Raw genomic sequence first — 15,247 nt, 5'->3', positions numbered from 1 at the left:
CTAACTCAGTCAAGGTCAGTGTCTTACATTCAATCAGTGCCTTAGAGGCCAGCATCAAGCTGTTTAATCGTTTTAGGTGAAGTTCTGGGCAGTATTGGTGTAAAGAATGTTGTAGGATATTGGCTTCGCGCATCTTGTTGTCCAAGTGTAGTTTTTAGCGAAACCATTTGATCATGCAACAAGATGCGCTTCCACCCTAATTTGATGATTTATTTGTAAATCATCAGGGGATTCTTCAGCACTTAGTATGCAATAGCGTGCAACACTAAACCGACTAAATTAACGTTTAACTTACTTATTGGGGGAGTATTTAAGCTAAATATCAGTAATGACTTAACTTCGTGTGGAATTGCCCTAATATCATGCGAAAATCTACTCTACAAATACAGTCTCAATGAAAGGTCAATTATGCACCCAAAAGCCCCGATCGCTTCTATACCGTTATTAAGCGGCGTACTGCTCTCTGCTACGCTATTTTCTAATGTCACTACGGCCCAAACGCTTAATACCAAAGACATCCAGTCAATTGTAGATTCCGCAGTTAAACCACTGATGGCCGAGTATGCTATTCCCGGTGCAGTAATTGGCATCACCATAGAAGGTAAACAGTATTTTTACCAATATGGCGTCAGTTCTAAAACCTCTGGGCAAAGTGTGACTGAAGATACCCTGTTCGAGATTGGCTCTATCAGTAAAACCTTTACCGCAACACTGGCTAACTATGCACAGGGCGAAGGTAAATTAACACTCACGGATATGGCCAGTGATTATGTTCCAGCATTAAAAGGCAGCCATTTTGATAAGATTAGTCTCATCAATTTAGCCACCCACACAGCGGGTGATTTGCCGATGCAAGTTCCTGATAAGGTCACTAATAACGCAGAGTTAATGGATTACCTTAAGCATTGGCAACCATCATTTGCCGCGGGGACCCATAGGAATTACGCCAATCCGAGTATTGGGCTGCTTGGCATGATTGCCGCGCAGAGTTTAGGGCAAACGTTTCCACAAGTACTTGAGCAAACACTATTTCCACAATTGGGTATGACAAACAGCTATCTCAAGGTTCCTAGCAACAAAATGGTCGATTATGCCCAAGGCTATGATAAGCAAGACATGCCAGTGCGAGTCAATCCCGGTGTATTAGCCGATGAAGCCTATGGCGTTAAAACCTCTGCCAAGGATTTACTGCAATTTGTTGAGGCCAATATGCAAATGCACCCGCTTGCCAAACCACTGCAAACGGCACTCGATGAGACCCACACGGGATACTTTGATGTGGGCATGATGACCCAAGATATGATTTGGGAGCATTACTCATATCCTATTGATCTTGATAAAATACTTATGGGCCATACTCAGGAAGTCGTGTTTGGCAGTACACCCGTTAAACCCATAGTGCCGCCCCTCGCGCCGCAGCAAAATGTGTGGATCAATAAAACAGGTTCTACTGGCGGTTTTGCCGCTTATGCAGCATTTATTCCTGCAAAAAAACTCGGCATTGTACTGCTGAGTAATAAAAACTACCCCGTTCCACCAAGGGTCACTGTGGGGTATCAGATTTTAACTGGGATCGAAAAATTGCAAAAATAGCCATGCGCTAGAATGGAGGAGATAAGTATATTGGTGCTATCTCCTTTTTCTTAACAATATTCTTGTCGCTACTGATTTATGGCTGACACCTTGCTGCTAACTCACAGCTTCCTTGCAATCTCCCTTTTCTCATGACGGCTTGTAAGAAAAAATGCACCGCAGGGTTAATCCTTACGTTAATTCATTTGCAATTCATCGACCTAATTAACAGGCCAATAACCTATCGTAAGTTTAGCTTTACAGCTTAAAATCAGGATAAAAACTTATGCATCACATTAAAAATTATTTCGTTAAATCAACATGATTGACACTTGAAGTTACGCTTTTAGGGAGTAAGATGCGCGCAAATACCTTAAGTGACCTTTTTCGGAAATATCATGTCAGGCACGCCACATTCTCCTATTCATCACGATGTCGCTCCAGCGGCGAGTCAGTCTAGCTTACTGTTAATGATTGTCTTTATGGTCGCCTGTGGCCAAATGGCGCAGACGATTTTTGTACCTGCCCTTCCACAAATCGCACTCGGGCTCCATGTGGACGCCAGCCAACTACAAGCCGTGATGGCATGTTACTTACTCTCCTACGGGATGTTTCAATTTGTGTATGGCCCAGTGTCAGATCGCGTTGGCCGCAAAATGCCACTCGTCGTGGGTATCGCTATTTTCGTTCTAGGCGCTGTATTCGCGGCTAAGGCCACAAGCTTTAACCAACTGATTATGGCAAGCCTTATCCAAGGATTAGGCACCGCCAGCGCAGGCGCATTGTGTCGTAGCATTCCCCGCGATCACTACTTTGGTGACCGACTGGTAAAATTTAATAGCTATGTCTCTATGGCTGTAGTGTTTTTACCTTTGCTTGCCCCATTTATCGGCAGCGCCACTGCGGCCTATTTTGGCTGGCAAGCCGTATACTGGGTATTAGCGGGATTCGGTGTCGCGGTCTGGCTGTTGTTAATATTCCTCTTTAAAGAGTCTTTACCTAAGGCGCAACGGGAACATCAAGCCGTTTTCAAATCCTATAAGCATGTCCTGCGCCATAGAGCGTTTCGCGCTTATTTATTTTCATTGATCGCAACCTTTGCCGGTATTGCGGCGTTTGAAGCAATTGCTGGCGTACTCTATGGCCAATATCTCGGACTGACACCTTTTATGGTCAGTTGTTATTTTGTTGCGCCAATTCCTGGCTACTTACTGGGGGCTCTCATCGCGGGCCGACAGAATAAGCCACAAAGGGTTGTTTACCAAGGTGTTGCGTTACTCGGTGCTGGCGCATTATTTATGTTGATCCCAGGTCTTTTTAATTTAGTGGTTGGCTGGAGTTTACTTATTGGATCAATTTTATTCTTCAGTGGCGCAGGCATGCTGTTCCCTACCCTAACATCTGCTGCGTTAGAGCCATTTCCACGTCAGGCGGGGATTGCGGGCGCATTACTGGGGGGATTACAAAATTTTGGTGCCGGACTTGCCGCATTAACTATGTCTTTAGTGCCTATGGGCGGCCAGTTGAGCATAGGTTTATTAAGTGCTGTAATGGTGGTTTTAGTGATTCTGTCTCTTTATTACGCCAAAGATCAAAATGATACTCACCAGAATTTAATGCCACAGATTTAATGGATATGATTTGAAGCGACAATTCTTGGTTTAAGCCAAATCTATTACCATCAGTCAATAAAAAGCCCACATTGTTGTGGGCTTTTAAAATCGATAAGACACTGTAATAAATCAAAAATACCGATTAATTTATAGCTTCGATAGCTTTAATCGTTACAAAATGCGACGCAGTAAAAAATCAGCTTTAAGGCGACGAATTCTAGTCATGATCTTCTTCACTGGCGCAGGATAGCTCTGTAAGGTATCCACTTGGCTATAGTGATATAACCGCTGTGTGTGTTCAAGAATATGCGCCTGCTCGGCTTCAAACTGGACTTTCCAGCAGCCAATTTCATCTTGGATCAACAAACCATTCTCAAGATCCAGCGCCCAAGCTCTTGGATTCAGATTAGAACCTGTGATCAAATGCTTATTACCGTCGGCACTGATGCCTTTGAGGTGATAACTGTTGATGCCGTGTTTCCACAGATGGATATTCAACTGACCATTATCAATCGCCCACTGTTGGCGTTTAGCGAACTTACGCAATGATTGCTCATACATATAGGGCAAGGCACCTATGGTCGAGAAATCCTGCTCAGGCGGAATATAAAAATCGTTAGCCGTCTTGTCGCCCACAACGATATCGATGCGTTTGCCATTGCGTAAATGCTTAGCTAAAGCGCGCACTAAAATGTACGGCGGATTGAAATAGGGTGTGCAAATAAACAGCGAGTCTTTTGACTCTTCCACCAAGGCGACAACCACTTTATTGAGCAAGTTTTTCTTACGTCCTAGCCCAAGTAACGGCGTGATGCGATTGCCATCACGGGTTTCCTTAAACTGATACTCAGCGTCAGACAGTCTCAGCTTAAAGCTACGCATATCCGTCTTTGGTGGTAGCACTTCTTGCTCAGCATCTTGCGTTAATGAACACACAGCTGGATCAGAAATAATATTTTTCTGGATCATCGCGCGCATACTGCGCGCTAATTCGGCAGACTCAATCAAGTGATAACGATCGAAACGGTACTTATCGTGTTGTTGCAAATAGATATTATTGAGACTGGCACCGCTATAAATCACGGCATCATCGATAATAAATCCCTTAAGGTGCAACACACCCATAAATTCACGGGATTTGACGGGTACACCTAAGATATCGATGGGATGTTCGGCTTCAGCCATAACTCTACGGTACATCAAATAGTTACCGCTATCACCTTTATGGCCAATCAAGCCACGTCTCGCACGGTGAAAATCGACTAACACTTTGATATCAAGCGTTGGATTTGCTGCTTTGGCATCCATGAGGGTTTGTAATATCTCACGACCCGCTTCGTCATCTTCTAAATACAGCGCCGCAATATAAATACTGTGCTTGGCGCTCACAATACGAGCGAGTAATTCTGCCTTGAAACGGCATGGCGTGAGCAACCACGTTAAAGCCTCGGGTTGAACGGCTATTCCACCAAGCTTATCTAGCAAGGCATCCTCCTTTAAACATGCTGACCACCCCGATAGGAAGCACTGGGGTTCAGTGATAAAAACATCACAGCAATATGTGTTAACTCTGGATAGGCCTCTGTCACTGCCAACCTGATCGTTTGTTCTACTTTAAGATGTATATCAGGGTCCTTAGGGAACCAGAGTAACTCAACTTGGACAAAGCGTTGATCAATTTTTCCATTTCGAAAACTGATGCTTGGGATCCAATCTAATGTGAAACTCTCTGCATTACCTTTACATATATCCGCCAATGACTGCAGTAATGTTTGGCTGAACGCTGCAACGACCGCTTGTGGTAAGCCGCGCATACTAATATGTGGCATGGTTTAGTTGTTACCTAAGAACCTAAAATCGTAAGGGGTAGAAATTACCGACTTCACCTCGTCTCGGCAAGACTTTTCTCCCAAAAGTCTTGTTAAACCTAACGGTTTTGCTGGTAATTTGACCTCACGCGATTTTATTCCACTTCAGTGCACCAATTTACCTAAAAATCATCTTCATTTACCCTTGCTTGAAATCGCATTTTACGACGGATATTTTCGGCATTATTTGCCCGTCCACACAATAATGTTGCCCCTAAATAGGGTGATTCTTAACGCTACAAATCAGTCCAAATTTCACTGAACTGCACCCAAAATGTCTGCCAAATCACAAAATAATCTTCAAACCCATTTCATTCACCCCGAATCCAGTGATTTAGCGTAAACTAAACCGCCTATTTGCGATTAGACCACACGATACAAGATTAAGACTATGAACAAAAAAATTCTGCTGACGTTAGCACTGACATTGCTGTTTGCTTGGGGTATTTTCCATTTTAAAACCCAGTTAGGGTTACTCATCCTGCCGTTGTTTATTGGGCTGGTATTGTTTGTTACCCTACGTTTATATCGCTTGATGGAAAAGGATGACGGCAGCAGTGAGGATTAACCGCACACAATACCAACCTAATCTTAATGATGTTTTGATAAAAATGGCCAATAGCTAACATGGAAACGTTACTGAAAACCACTCTATATGCCGGCCTGCTCCTAACCGCAAGTCATAATATGGCCTATGCAGAGCAACATGATTCTAGGCCGATAAGTGCTCAAACCACTTCGCTTAGCCAAGCAATCAGCAAGATCAGCCCTCGACATTCACAAATCGCCTTACTGGCAATGGATATGTCGAACAATCAAGTAATCTATAGCCAACAAGCTGAGACCTTGTTTATTCCAGCCAGTACCCAAAAGCTGCTCACGGCAGTCAGTGCTGTGGCTCAGCTTGGGCCTGATTTTCGTTATGTCACGGAATTATGGACAGATGCACCGATACGCAAGGGCCATATCGCAGGCAGTGCTTATCTGCGTTTTAGTGGCGATCCCACGCTAACTCAAGCCGATCTCAAGGCCATTTTTGCCAATCTCGTAAAACAAGGCATTAATCGCATTGATGGACATCTGTATTTGCTCGGCGATAAACAGGAACAATTGCAAGGTCCTGGTTGGGTATGGGATGACTTAGGTATTTGTTTTGCCGCGCCTGTATCTAGCTATATTATCAATCAAAACTGTGTCTATGGTCAGTTTAGCCCCAGCTCTACCAGCAAACCTTCACAGGTAAGTCTGCGTGCAGGAAGTTATGGGGTCAAAATCAGCAGCGATGCGGTGTTTGATCAAAAGGCGAGCCGCGAATTTTGCCAACTTGATATGGTCAGATTAGGTCAAAATAACTACCATTTACGCGGCTGTTACCCTGGCGGTGAGGCGATACCACTGGCGATTGCGATCAGCGATCCGTTCAAATTTGCCCAAGATAACCTCACCTCCCTACTTAAAGGCGAGATGTCTCTTGCGGGTAAAGTACAACTCGGCACTAGCTTACCCCAAAAGGCAAAACTAATTGCCAGCCATAGCTCGGCGCCCTTACCTGAGCTGCTCGAGACTATGCTGCTCAAGTCAGATAATTTGATTGCCGATAGTCTTTTTAAGCAACTTGGTAAAAGTTATTTTAAAACCCAAGGCAGCTTTACCAATGGTGCCGCTGCCATGCAGCGAATTTTAACGAATTTAGGCATAGATTTGAGTAACGCCAATATTGTGGATGGTTCAGGATTGTCACGCTATAACTTGCTCAATGCCAAGCAGTTAGCCGCGGTGTTGGCGCTAATCCACCAAGATAGCCGCTTTAGTCCGTTAATCACGAGTCTGCCACAGGCGGGGTTCAGCGGCACCTTAAGATATCGTATGGGCTACAACAAGCCGCCGCTTAAACAGCAAATTTTCGCTAAAACAGGCTCGATGCAAGGCGTGTCTAACTTAGCGGGCTTTATCCGTTTGCCCCAGCATAACGATACCCTGTTTGTAATCCTTGAGAATGGCATGAGTTCTGAATTGAAAAATCAACATAAACCCTCATTCAATGCCGAGTTTCTTAAACAATTGATTTCAGTGCTGCAACCGTCATCAACCACTGCGACTGTGAATACTGCGGCTCACTAGAGTCATTAATTAACTGCTACAGAGTAAAAAACTTGCACAAAAAAGCACTGAGTCATCAGTGCTTTTTAAGTTTTTATCTAAACGAATATACCGAAGCCTTGTTAAAACAACTCCGCAGGCATCGCCATAGTCGTCGCATCACCAGCTCTGACTTGAGCGATATGGTAATCCGCTTTTGGCAATAACTTATCAAAATAGAACTTAGACAAATAGACTTTCTGCTCGGCGAAAGCTTTATCTTCATGATCCGCAACCTTATCAACCATAGCCAACCAGTAGAAACCATACAGGGTGTAACCAAAGGCATCTAAAAAGTCGACCGCACACGCATTAATAAGTGCAGGCTGAGCCACTTTGCGATCATTAACTGACTCGGCGACTATAACTAATGCATCTAAACGTGCGCATACTGCCGCCACTTTCACCGCATCAACATGGGTGAATGCCCGCATTTGTGCCTTCAAGTCTGCCACAAATTCGTTTAATGCGGCTAAGTTATCGCCAGTGACTTTACGACCTAGGAAATCAATGGCTTGAATGCCATTGGTACCTTCATAAATCTGAGCGATACGGGTATCACGGACTAATTGCTCAATACCTGTTTCACGAATATAACCATGTCCACCAAAGACTTGTTGCGCCATGATAGTCGCATCTAGACCCCGATCGGTTAAAAATGCTTTCGCCACTGGCGTTAATAAACCCACATAACGCGCCGCTTTAGCCTTAACCTCATCTTGGGCATATTTTGCTAAATCCAGCTGTTGTCCTGTAAACACAGACAAAGCACGGCCCGCTTCTGTCATCGCACGAATGGTCAACAACATACGGCGCACATCGCCATGGACAATAATGGGATCAGAATCACTGCCCGTCGGTGAGCCGCCAGCGGCGATGCCTTGATTACGCTCTTTAGCGTAATCGGCCGCCATCTGGTACGCCGCCTGCGCACTGCCAAGTCCTTGAATACCAATCGCTAAACGCTCATAGTTCATCATAGTGAACATGCATACGAGGCCGCGATTAGGCTCGCCAATCAAGAAACCTTGGGCATTATCAAAATTCATCACACAAGTCGCAGAACCTTTAAGGCCCATCTTATGCTCGATAGACCCCACTGATACACCATTGGCATTGGCTAAGCTGCCATCGGTATTTACCGATATTTTAGGTACAAGGAAGAGTGAAATCCCTTTGCTATCCGGTAGCTTGGCAAGCACTAAGTGGATGACGTTTTCAGTTAAATCATGATCGCCACCCGTGATAAAAATCTTGCTGCCCGTGATGGCATAACTACCATCATCCTGCGGTAAAGCTCGAGTGCGAATATTACGCAGATCAGAACCCGCTTGCGGCTCCGTCATATCCATAGCACCCGCCCATTCGCCGGAATATAACTTAGGCAAATAAGCTTGTTTCAATTCTTCGCTGCCGTGGGCATTGATACATAAAGCCGCTCCCGCGGTTAACGAGCCATAAAGCGTAAACGCATTACAAGCACTGTAAGCCATTTCGTCGACTAAGATCCCCAGCATCTTCGGCATCCCCATGCCACCAAATTCAGGATCGCCACACAAACCAATCCAACCGCCCTGGGAATACTGCTCATAAACGGCTTTGTAGCCATCAGGGGTAATCACTTGATTGTCTTGATGCAACACGCCCTGCTCATCGCCCGTCCGGTTCAGCGGATGGATCAACTCACAACTGATCTTGGCTGCTTCTTCCAAAATGGCATTAGCCGTGTCGATATCGACCATTTCTGCAATCTCAGGCAATTGTGCCCAAGTGTTTGGAGCATCAAATACCTGTTCCAGTAGGAAACGCATATCCGTCAATGGGGCTTGGTAAGGATTCATTGGTAGACTCTTAAACGTAGGATTAAAACAGTTGTTTTAATTTATACCAGTTCACTGTAGAAAACAATCTCATTACAAATACAGCTGTGAATAATATAAAAGTATGCGAGTGTGCGAGCTAAATATAAATTTAACCCATAAAAAACCCTTAAGCTTGAACTTAAGGGTCTCTATTTTATAAGCTTTACAACAGGATTGTCTTAGCGTTAGGTCACAGGCTTGTGGCAATTACCACATTAAATCATCAGGAATTGCGTAATCTGCATAGGGATCATCTTCAACGACCACAGCTTTAGATTCATCCTGTTGCCACAGATAACCACACCACTGCGGCACCAGTAGTTTCACTCGCTCGGCTAACTTATGTGGTACCAAGTAACTCTTATCTTCGTAACGCACTATGCCTAATTGCCCTTTGAGCAATTCTGCCTGCAGTTTTTCATCTATGTATAAAGAATAGATCTTATTATCAAGAGTATAGTTAAATTTCACTTCAGCATAAGCTGGGATCTTAATCGCAGACTTAGTGAACTCAGTGATTAAACCTCGCACCTGTCCACGCTCTGATGCCTCTGCAAAACGTTGCTCGTTCAGCGCTTTATCTTTTTGCGCCTGCAACCGTTTTTGCTCGGCCACTTCTTGCTTAAAAGCACTTGAGCCATCATCAACTCGAGATTTTTTGTCTCGGCGTTTTTGAGTCTTAACGTCGCGAACCTTTTGTTTACTGGCAAGCCCTGCTTTGAGTAGCTGCTCTTGTAATGCATTAGCCATGGATCATTACCTACTTAATTTCTATAAAATCAAAGTTCTCGATTTTGAATATCAATAATCTAAAACCAAACTACATTTTTGCGGCCAGTTCGCCAAGCTCTGTCATCGCTATACTGGCGCCGCCAAGTGACCAACCGCCATCAACCGGCAGCACAACTCCCGTAATATAGGAAGCTAATTCAGAGCCTAAGAATAGCGCGGCATTGGCGATATCCTGACCTGCGCCGTTGCGTTTTAGCGGAACGGATTGGGCAACCTTTTGCTGTAATGTGGCGCTGGGTGCAAGGCGATTAAAACCTTCAGTATTGGCGATGGGGCCAGGCATAATCGAATTAATTCTCAGCCCTTCACAGCCCCACTCTAACGCTAAAGTTCGCGTTAGCATATCCACACCCGCTTTAGCCGCACACACATGTACTTGCATTGGCATAGCGATCGAAGCCTGCGGCGCCGAAATCTGGATAATATTGCCATTGGGGCGACGCAGCAAAGGATAAGCCTGCTTTAGCACTTGAAAACTGCCGAGCAAATCAATGTCCATCACCGACTTAAAACCATTGGCCGAAAGCTTTGCGGCGCTGGCAGGGAAATTCCCCGCCGCGCCGCTTACCAGCACATCGATAAAACCAAACTCAGAAGCGATTTTATCAAAACCGACTTCAAGGGCGCTAAGATCGCGCACATCAAAACTCACACCCAAATGAATACCGTCAGGATTGGCCTGTTGCAACTGCAATACCGCGGCATCGATTTTATCTTGACTGCGGCTCGCAACGGCCACATTTGCGCCAGCCTGTGCGAACGCAATAGCAATCGCGAGATTTATCCCACTGGTACCACCAACAACGACAACATTCTTACCTTGATAGTTAAACATCGTAGCATTAAACATGGGCGTTCTCCGTGAACAGTGAGATATGCACTCAGGGCGTGATTAATTATTTTATGTTGTCATTCAACATACTATTTCAATTTTTATCCATCATCTCAAGGATACCAACGAGCGATTTCAAGCTTTTTTATTTAAACAACGGTCAAACGACTTTCAAACCGCGCTTTAGACGGCTAGTGTGGCGTCTATGCCAATGATTGGTGAATCGCTTGCAATGCCGCTAACGGATCGGCAGCTTTGGTAATTGGGCGACCAATCACTAAGTAATCAGAACCCGCTGCTATCGCTTGAGGTGGCGTCATCACGCGGTGTTGATCGCCAGCATCACTGCCAACTGGGCGGATCCCCGGTGTCACAAGCTTGAAATCATGACCTAACAGTGATTTCAAGGCAGTCGCTTCTTGGGCGGAACACACCACGCCATCGAGTCCCGCTTGCTGTGTGAGCTTCGCCAAACGTTGCACATGCTCAAACGCAGGCACATTGATGCCGAGTAATTTAAGATCGTCATCACTCATCGAGGTTAATACCGTGACCGCGATCAGCATAGGCGCTTTATCGCCGTATGGCAGTAAGGCTTTTTTAGCCGCTTCCATCATGGCTAAGCCACCGCTGGCATGTACGTTCGTCATCCATACGCCCAGCTCTGCGGCTGCGGCCACGGCTTTGGCGACAGTATTGGGAATATCGTGAAATTTCAAATCAAGGAATAAATCAAAACCACGATCATGGATATCTTTCACCAGTTGCGGGCCAAACAAGGTAAACATTTCTTTGCCGACTTTAAGGCGGCACATGTTGGGATCGAGTTTTTCTATCAGTTGTAAAGCATGGTTTTTATTATCGTAATCAAGCGCTACGAGGATAGGTTTAGTCGTCATCATCTCTCCAACGGGGTTACACAAACTGTGTATTCTTCTAATAGATTATTCGCCGTCTAGGCCTCGGATCCGTTTAATGCTGCCCCAGTTTTTACAAGAAGGACAATGCCAGTAAAGCGCATGGGAAGGAAAACCACACTCCTTACAACGGTAACTCGGACGGAATTTAATTTGTTGTTCAACGAGCTGCTCTAGCATAGTTAAACTTTGCTTGGCTTGCCCTTCTTCGGCTTGACGCAAATGCATTTGCATCAAGTGCTGAAAACCTTTCATGGTAGGATGGCGATATAACGCATCGAGTACCATGGTCTCTGCCGCTTTAATCTCATCAAGACTTATCATGTGCTGCGCTAAGGCGACCACCACAGAAGCACCGGCGCCATCGGCCATTGCGCCCGCGAGTAATTCTTGAAAACCTTCTTTATCTTGCGTGTCGCGATAAACTTGTTTGGCCGTTGGAATTGCATCGGCAAAAAGCTCGATATCGGCTTTTTTCAATTGCAGCAGCATTTGCTTACACTGGGCATAATCTTGAATATCGAGGAATTTTTTCGCTAGGGTCAATAATGCACGACCGCATTGGGGATCTTGCTTCAGCGCTTGCTGTAGCAGTTTAATTTTCTGCGCATCATCACTGGCTTCATCGGCTAACTGGCAATAGAAATGCGCCGTTAACGGCTTTAAAACTTGCTGACGTTTACGACTCAAACGCTTAGTGATATCAATGGCTTTCTGCCACTCTTTAATCACTTGATAGATAGCAATCAGCTGTGTTTCAGATTCTTCACTGTGATCGTCTTGGCTGACCAAGTTGATAAAGATTTCTTCGGCTCTGTCGTAAAAACCTGCTGCTAGATAATCTTTACCCAGCTCCATCATAGCAATGTCACGCTGCTCATTAGTTAATGTAGGCCGCGCGATTAAATTTTGATGGATACGAATAGAGCGGTCGACCTCTCCTCGCTTACGGAACAGCGAACCGAGTGACAGATGGGTATCGATGGTTTCATCGTCAACATCTAGCATACTGATAAACAAATCGACGGCTTTATCCGATTCGTTCGACAGTAAGAAATTGAGGCCAGTAAAATAATCCCGGCTCAATTGTTTACGTTGATTACTTTGATTCTGCCTTATGCTCCGTCGCCCCATATACCAACCATAGGCGGCAGCAATGGGAAGCAACAGAAAGAGGATCTCAAGCATATTAGGCGTCTACATCCTGAGGGATTTTAGCGATCACTTGATTTAGTTTCTTTTTAGTTGCCGCTAAACTTAATTTCAAGCGAACAATATAGTAGCTAGCAAATAACCAACTCAAAATAAAACCAGCAAAAAAGACAATCGCTAAGACAACAGGTAAACGATATTCACCCTGTGCGACAAAATAGCTGATGGTCACCACTTGTTCATTACGCGCGCCAAAAATCAACGCCAAAATAAATAACAGTGCCACAAGCACAGTTGCTACAAATGATTTCACGCTGCACTCCCTAAACGCGTTTCAATTTAATGATTATCCAAGAAATTTACTAAGCTGACCAGCATTGCCTTACAATAGATACAAAAAAGCCTCCTAACGGAGGCTTTTTACTATGCGGTCAATCACACATTAACGGCGTCAACACGCTCGCGCAGTTCTTTGCCTGGCTTAAAGTGCGGGACGTATTTACCTTCCAAATCGACTGATGAACCAGTCTTTGGATTACGGCCAGTCCGCGGTGCACGATAGTGAAGCGAGAAACTACCAAAGCCACGGATCTCAATACGATCACCGCTTTCTAATGTTGTTGCCATTTGCTCCAACATTTCTTTGATTGCGCCTTCAACCTCTTTCGCCGACAGCTGCGACTGCCTGGTGGCGAGTTTTTCGATAAGTTCAGATTTCGTCATCCTAGCTATCCCCTATTATCAAGCCAAACACAGTCGCCTAATGGGGAGAGATGTCTCCCCAAACAACAGGCGATTATTTACGAGCTGCTTTAAACGCTTCAGCCATTGCATTGCTAATAACAGCGTCATCTTGTTTGTTCAGAGTCGCCATTACTTCTTTCTCTTCAGCTTCGTCTTTCGCTTTGATTGACAGGCTGATAGAGCGGTTCTTACGGTCAACACCCATGAACTTAGCTTCGATTGCATCACCTACATTATAGACAGTAGATGCATCTTCGATACGCTCACGTGAAATGTCAGCTACACGGATGTAACCTTCAACAGTGTCAGCCAGTTCAACAGTCACACCTTTAGCATCAACAGCAGAAACAGTACCGTTTACGATAGTACCTTTCTTCTTGTCAGCCAAGTATGCGTTGAATGGATCATCTTCAGTTTGCTTAACACCTAAGCTGATGCGCTCACGCTCTGGATCTACAGACAGAACCACTGCATGGATTTCATCGCCTTTCTTGTATTCAGAAACTGCGTCTTCGCCAGTACCGTTCCAAGAAATGTCAGACAGGTGAACTAGACCATCGATACCGCCGTCAAGACCGATAAAGATACCGAAGTCAGTGATTGACTTGATCTTACCAGAAACCTTGTCGCCTTTGTTGTAACGAGTTGCGAAGTCATCCCATGGATTGGTCTTACATTGTTTCAGACCTAGAGAAATACGACGACGCTCTTCATCGATGTCCAGAACCAGAACTTCAACTTCATCACCTAAGTTAACCACTTTAGATGGGTGAATGTTCTTGTTAGTCCAATCCATTTCAGAAACGTGAACCAGACCTTCAACGCCTTCTTCGATTTCTACGAAGCAACCGTAGTCAGTTAGGTTAGTAACGCGACCAGTTAAACGTGTGTTTTCTGGGTAGCGTTTGCTGATTTCTAACCATGGATCTTCGCCAAGTTGTTTCAGACCTAGAGACACACGAGTGCGCTCACGATCGTACTTCAGTACTTTAACGTTGATTTCATCGCCAACATTGACGATTTCTGATGGATGTTTAACACGTTTCCACGCCATATCTGTGATATGTAGCAGACCGTCAACACCACCTAAATCTACGAATGCACCGTAGTCAGTCAGGTTCTTAACGATACCCTTAACTGCTTGACCTTCTTGCAGGTTTTCTAACAGTGCATCACGCTCAGCGCTGCTTTCTGATTCGATAACTGCACGACGAGAAACAACAACGTTGTTACGCTTCTGGTCTAGCTTGATAACTTTGAATTCTAATTCTTTGTACTCTAAGTGAGCGGTGTCGCGAACTGGGCGCACGTCAACTAGAGAACCTGGTAAGAAGGCACGGATACCGTTTAATTCAACAGTGAAACCGCCTTTAACTTTACCATTGATGATACCGATTACAGTTTCAGCATCTTCATAAGCTTTTTCCAGAACGATCCAAGCTTCATGACGTTTCGCTTTTTCGCGAGACAGTTGAGTCTCACCGAAGCCGTCTTCAACAGAGTCAAGAGCTACGTCAACTTCATCGCCAACTTGAATTTCTAAAACGCCTTGAGCGTTTTTGAATTGTTCAGCTGGGATTGGGCTTTCAGACTTCAGACCCGCGTCAACCAGTACCATACCGTTTTTGATTGATACAACAGTACCACGAACGATAGAGCCTGGACGGAATTCCAGAGTTTGAAGGGATTGTTCAAATAGATCAGCAAAAGATTCAGTCATGTTTAGGTTACTTTCTTTATTAAACCACTGTCCGTC

The 15,247-nt window shown here is 44.8% G+C and carries 13 protein-coding genes and 2 pseudogenes; 4 read left to right on the top strand and 11 right to left on the bottom strand.

The genetic code is table 11. From position 1 onward, the window contains the following. A pseudogene (locus L5M17_RS13980) lies at nucleotides 1-133 on the bottom strand (IS4 family transposase); the annotation flags it as partial. A 275-nt stretch (nucleotides 134-408) separates the two neighbouring features. Here L5M17_RS13980 and ampC point away from each other — a divergent pair. Together ampC and emrD are read left to right on the top strand one after the other, a co-directional pair. After that, a complete protein-coding gene (gene ampC, locus L5M17_RS13975; protein WP_263148172.1) occupies nucleotides 409-1,593 on the top strand; it encodes a class C beta-lactamase in 1,185 nt (394 codons plus the stop codon). A 377-nt stretch (nucleotides 1,594-1,970) separates the two neighbouring features. After that, the gene (gene emrD, locus L5M17_RS13970) at nucleotides 1,971-3,203 is read left to right on the top strand and encodes a multidrug efflux MFS transporter EmrD (RefSeq protein WP_168827077.1); all 1,233 of its coding nucleotides are present in this window, start codon (nucleotides 1,971-1,973) and stop codon (nucleotides 3,201-3,203) included. A gap of 153 nt (nucleotides 3,204-3,356) precedes the next feature. Here the strand turns inward: emrD and pssA are convergent, their stop codons facing one another. Then, complete coding sequence (gene pssA / locus L5M17_RS13965; protein ID WP_168827076.1) at nucleotides 3,357-4,670, bottom strand: CDP-diacylglycerol--serine O-phosphatidyltransferase; 1,314 nt, start codon at nucleotides 4,668-4,670, stop codon at nucleotides 3,357-3,359. A gap of 11 nt (nucleotides 4,671-4,681) precedes the next feature. Then, a complete protein-coding gene (locus L5M17_RS13960) occupies nucleotides 4,682-5,014 on the bottom strand; it encodes a DUF1904 domain-containing protein (protein ID WP_028759882.1) in 333 nt (110 codons plus the stop codon). A 430-nt stretch (nucleotides 5,015-5,444) separates the two neighbouring features. On the opposite strand from L5M17_RS13960, the gene L5M17_RS13955 reads away from it, so the two are divergent. Further along, nucleotides 5,445-5,621 (top strand): hypothetical protein, encoded by a 177-nt coding sequence (locus L5M17_RS13955; protein WP_006081710.1) that lies wholly within the window; start codon nucleotides 5,445-5,447, stop codon nucleotides 5,619-5,621. A gap of 59 nt (nucleotides 5,622-5,680) precedes the next feature. Next, the gene (dacB, locus tag L5M17_RS13950) at nucleotides 5,681-7,174 is read left to right on the top strand and encodes a D-alanyl-D-alanine carboxypeptidase/D-alanyl-D-alanine-endopeptidase (protein WP_263148168.1); all 1,494 of its coding nucleotides are present in this window, start codon (nucleotides 5,681-5,683) and stop codon (nucleotides 7,172-7,174) included. Between the two features lie 101 nt (nucleotides 7,175-7,275). Here dacB and L5M17_RS13945 read toward each other — a convergent pair whose 3' ends face one another. From L5M17_RS13945 to rpsA, 8 genes and pseudogenes are all read right to left on the bottom strand, one after another. Continuing rightward, a complete protein-coding gene (locus tag L5M17_RS13945; RefSeq protein WP_168827074.1) occupies nucleotides 7,276-9,033 on the bottom strand; it encodes an acyl-CoA dehydrogenase family protein in 1,758 nt (585 codons plus the stop codon). 228 nt (nucleotides 9,034-9,261) lie between these two features. Further along, on the bottom strand, nucleotides 9,262-9,804 hold the full coding sequence (locus L5M17_RS13940) for a DUF2058 domain-containing protein (protein ID WP_028759879.1): 543 nt from the start codon (nucleotides 9,802-9,804) through the stop codon (nucleotides 9,262-9,264). Between the two features lie 70 nt (nucleotides 9,805-9,874). After that, the gene (locus L5M17_RS13935; protein WP_219252423.1) at nucleotides 9,875-10,696 is read right to left on the bottom strand and encodes an SDR family oxidoreductase; all 822 of its coding nucleotides are present in this window, start codon (nucleotides 10,694-10,696) and stop codon (nucleotides 9,875-9,877) included. Between the two features lie 185 nt (nucleotides 10,697-10,881). After that, nucleotides 10,882-11,577, bottom strand: coding sequence for an orotidine-5'-phosphate decarboxylase (pyrF, locus tag L5M17_RS13930; RefSeq protein ID WP_113940395.1), 696 nt, complete (start codon nucleotides 11,575-11,577; stop codon nucleotides 10,882-10,884). A gap of 45 nt (nucleotides 11,578-11,622) precedes the next feature. After that, entirely contained in the window at nucleotides 11,623-12,783 is a 1,161-nt protein-coding gene (gene lapB / locus L5M17_RS13925; protein ID WP_113940394.1) for a lipopolysaccharide assembly protein LapB, read from the bottom strand. A gap of 1 nt (nucleotide 12,784) precedes the next feature. Next, complete coding sequence (locus tag L5M17_RS13920; protein ID WP_028759876.1) at nucleotides 12,785-13,060, bottom strand: LapA family protein; 276 nt, start codon at nucleotides 13,058-13,060, stop codon at nucleotides 12,785-12,787. A gap of 122 nt (nucleotides 13,061-13,182) precedes the next feature. Then, nucleotides 13,183-13,470 (bottom strand): integration host factor subunit beta, encoded by a 288-nt coding sequence (gene ihfB, locus L5M17_RS13915; protein WP_006081718.1) that lies wholly within the window; start codon nucleotides 13,468-13,470, stop codon nucleotides 13,183-13,185. A gap of 73 nt (nucleotides 13,471-13,543) precedes the next feature. Further along, nucleotides 13,544-15,214 (bottom strand): annotated as a pseudogene (gene rpsA / locus L5M17_RS13910) (30S ribosomal protein S1); the annotation flags it as partial. Nucleotides 15,215-15,247 lie beyond the last annotated feature (33 nt).

The organism is Shewanella sp. SW24 (assembly GCF_025653395.1).
Classification (GTDB): domain Bacteria; phylum Pseudomonadota; class Gammaproteobacteria; order Enterobacterales; family Shewanellaceae; genus Shewanella; species Shewanella oncorhynchi.
The sequence above is the reverse complement of the archived record's forward strand: the minus strand, read 5'-3'. Positions and strand labels throughout refer to the sequence as shown.

What these genes read in the sequence shown, in the direction of transcription:
- ampC (WP_263148172.1), top strand. Translation starts at nt 409, where the DNA reads ATGCACCCAAAAGCCCCGATCGCTTCTATACCGTTATTAAGCGGCGTA.
- emrD (WP_168827077.1), top strand. Translation starts at nt 1,971, where the DNA reads ATGTCAGGCACGCCACATTCTCCTATTCATCACGATGTCGCTCCAGCG.
- L5M17_RS13960 (WP_028759882.1), bottom strand. Translation starts at nt 5,014, where the DNA reads ATGCCACATATTAGTATGCGCGGCTTACCACAAGCGGTCGTTGCAGCG.
- L5M17_RS13955 (WP_006081710.1), top strand. Translation starts at nt 5,445, where the DNA reads ATGAACAAAAAAATTCTGCTGACGTTAGCACTGACATTGCTGTTTGCT.
- dacB (WP_263148168.1), top strand. Translation starts at nt 5,681, where the DNA reads ATGGAAACGTTACTGAAAACCACTCTATATGCCGGCCTGCTCCTAACC.
- L5M17_RS13945 (WP_168827074.1), bottom strand. Translation starts at nt 9,033, where the DNA reads ATGAATCCTTACCAAGCCCCATTGACGGATATGCGTTTCCTACTGGAA.
- L5M17_RS13940 (WP_028759879.1), bottom strand. Translation starts at nt 9,804, where the DNA reads ATGGCTAATGCATTACAAGAGCAGCTACTCAAAGCAGGGCTTGCCAGT.
- L5M17_RS13935 (WP_219252423.1), bottom strand. Translation starts at nt 10,696, where the DNA reads ATGTTTAATGCTACGATGTTTAACTATCAAGGTAAGAATGTTGTCGTT.
- pyrF (WP_113940395.1), bottom strand. Translation starts at nt 11,577, where the DNA reads ATGACGACTAAACCTATCCTCGTAGCGCTTGATTACGATAATAAAAAC.
- lapB (WP_113940394.1), bottom strand. Translation starts at nt 12,783, where the DNA reads ATGCTTGAGATCCTCTTTCTGTTGCTTCCCATTGCTGCCGCCTATGGT.
- ihfB (WP_006081718.1), bottom strand. Translation starts at nt 13,470, where the DNA reads ATGACGAAATCTGAACTTATCGAAAAACTCGCCACCAGGCAGTCGCAG.